This is a genomic window from Brevundimonas sp. DC300-4 (assembly GCF_049897365.1).
Taxonomy (GTDB): Bacteria; Pseudomonadota; Alphaproteobacteria; order Caulobacterales; family Caulobacteraceae; genus Brevundimonas.
The window spans coordinates 1-1,928 of the sequence record NZ_JAFCWC010000038.1; the positions used below are offsets into that span (position 1 = coordinate 1).

Here is a 1,928-nt window from a genome sequence, read left to right on the forward strand (position 1 = left end):
CCGGTTCTTCACCAGATCATCGACCACCGACGGGTCCGCCAGGGTCGACGTATCCCCCAGCGACCCCAGATCGTTCTCGGCGATCTTTCTGAGGATCCGCCGCATGATCTTGCCGGACCGGGTCTTGGGCAGGCCGGGGGCCCACTGGATGGCGTCGGGCGCGGCGATCGGGCCGATCTCCTTGCGGACATGGGCGACCAGGGCCTTCTTCAGGTCGTCGTGCGGCTCGACCCCCTTGTTCAGGGTGACATAGGCGTAGATGCCCTGGCCCTTGATGTCGTGGGGGAAGCCGACCACGGCGGCCTCGGCCACGTCTTCGTGCAGGACCAGGGCGCTCTCGACCTCGGCCGTCCCCATCCGGTGGCCCGAGACGTTGATGACGTCGTCGACCCGGCCGGTGATCCAGTAATAGCCGTCCTCATCCCGGCGGCAGCCGTCGCCGGTGAAATATTTGCCGGGATAGGCGCTGAAATAGGTTTCGAAGAAGCGCTGGTGATCGCCCCAGACGGTGCGCATCTGGCCCGGCCATGAGTCGGTGATGCACAGGTTGCCGGACGCCGCACCCTCCAGCACGCCGCCTTCCGCATCGACCAGCTCCAGCTCCACCCCGGGCAGGGGCCGGGTCGCCGACCCCGGCTTCAGGTCGGTCGCGCCGGGCAGGGGAGAGATCAGGGCCCCGCCCGTCTCGGTCTGCCACCAGGTGTCGATGATCGGCAGCCGGCCCTCGCCGACCACCTCGTGGTACCAGCGCCAGGCCTCGGGATTGATCGGCTCGCCGACCGTGCCGAGCAGGCGCAGGCTCTTGCGGCTGGACGCCTTCACCGGCCCGTCGCCGTCGCGCATCAGGGCCCGCAGGGCCGTAGGCGCGGTGTAGAAGATCTCGACCTGGTGCTTGTCCACCACCTGCCAGAAGCGGCGGTTGTCGGGATAGTTGGGCACCCCCTCGAACATCAGGGTCGTGGCCGCGTTCGAGAGCGCGCCATAGACGACATAGGAGTGGCCGGTGACCCAGCCCACGTCAGCCGTGCACCAGAAGACCTCGCCCGGCCGATAGTCGAACACCAGCTCGTGGGTATAGCTGACCCAGAACAGATAGCCGCCGGTGGTGTGCAGCACGCCCTTGGGCTTGCCGGTCGAGCCCGAGGTATAGAGGATGAACAGCGGATCCTCGGCGTTCATCGGCTCGCACGGGCAGTCGTCCGGGACCGTCGCGACGGCGACCTCGAACCGCACATCCCGGCCCTCGACGATCGCCACGTCGGCGCCGGTGTGGGCGATGACCAGCACCGTCTCGACCGCCACCTTGGTCAGGGCCTCGTCGACATTGGCCTTGAGCGGGATCCGCTTGCCGGCGCGCAGGCCCTCGTCGGCGGTGATGACCAGCTTCGAACCGCAGTCCTCGATCCGCCCGGCGATGCTGTCGGGAGAAAAGCCGCCGAACACCACCGAATGCACGGCCCCGATCCGCGCGCAGGCCAGCATGGCCACCGCCGCTGCCGGGATCATGGGCAGATAGATGGTTACCCGGTCGCCCTTCACCACGCCCAGGGCCTTGAGCACATTGGCCATGCGGCACACCTGTCGGTGCAGCTCGGCATAGGTGATCGCGCCCGAGACCGACGGGTCGTCGCCCTCGAACAGGATGGCCGTCTGGTCGGCGCGTTCGGCCAGGTGCCGGTCCACGCAGTTCCAGGCGACATTCAGCACCCCGTCGGCGAACCAGCGGATGCGGAAGTCGTCCTTGTGAAACGACACGTCCTTGATGATCGTCGGCGGCGTGATCCAGTCCAGCCGCCCGGCCTGTTCGGCCCACCAGGCGTCCGGCGTCTCGCGCGCCGCGAGCCGCGCGGCCTCGTAGGCGGCGGCGTCCATATGGGCGCGTTCCGCCCAGTCGGCAGGGACGGGATACAGGTCGGGGTCGGTCATGG

The 1,928-nt window shown here is 68.4% G+C and carries 1 protein-coding gene; it reads right to left on the bottom strand.

What is annotated here, in order from left to right; genetic code table 11:
- A partial coding sequence (gene acs, locus ACP7AZ_RS17745; protein ID WP_426039972.1) for an acetate--CoA ligase occupies positions 1-1,926 on the bottom strand: 1,926 nt, incomplete at its 3' end.
- Positions 1,927-1,928 lie beyond the last annotated feature (2 nt).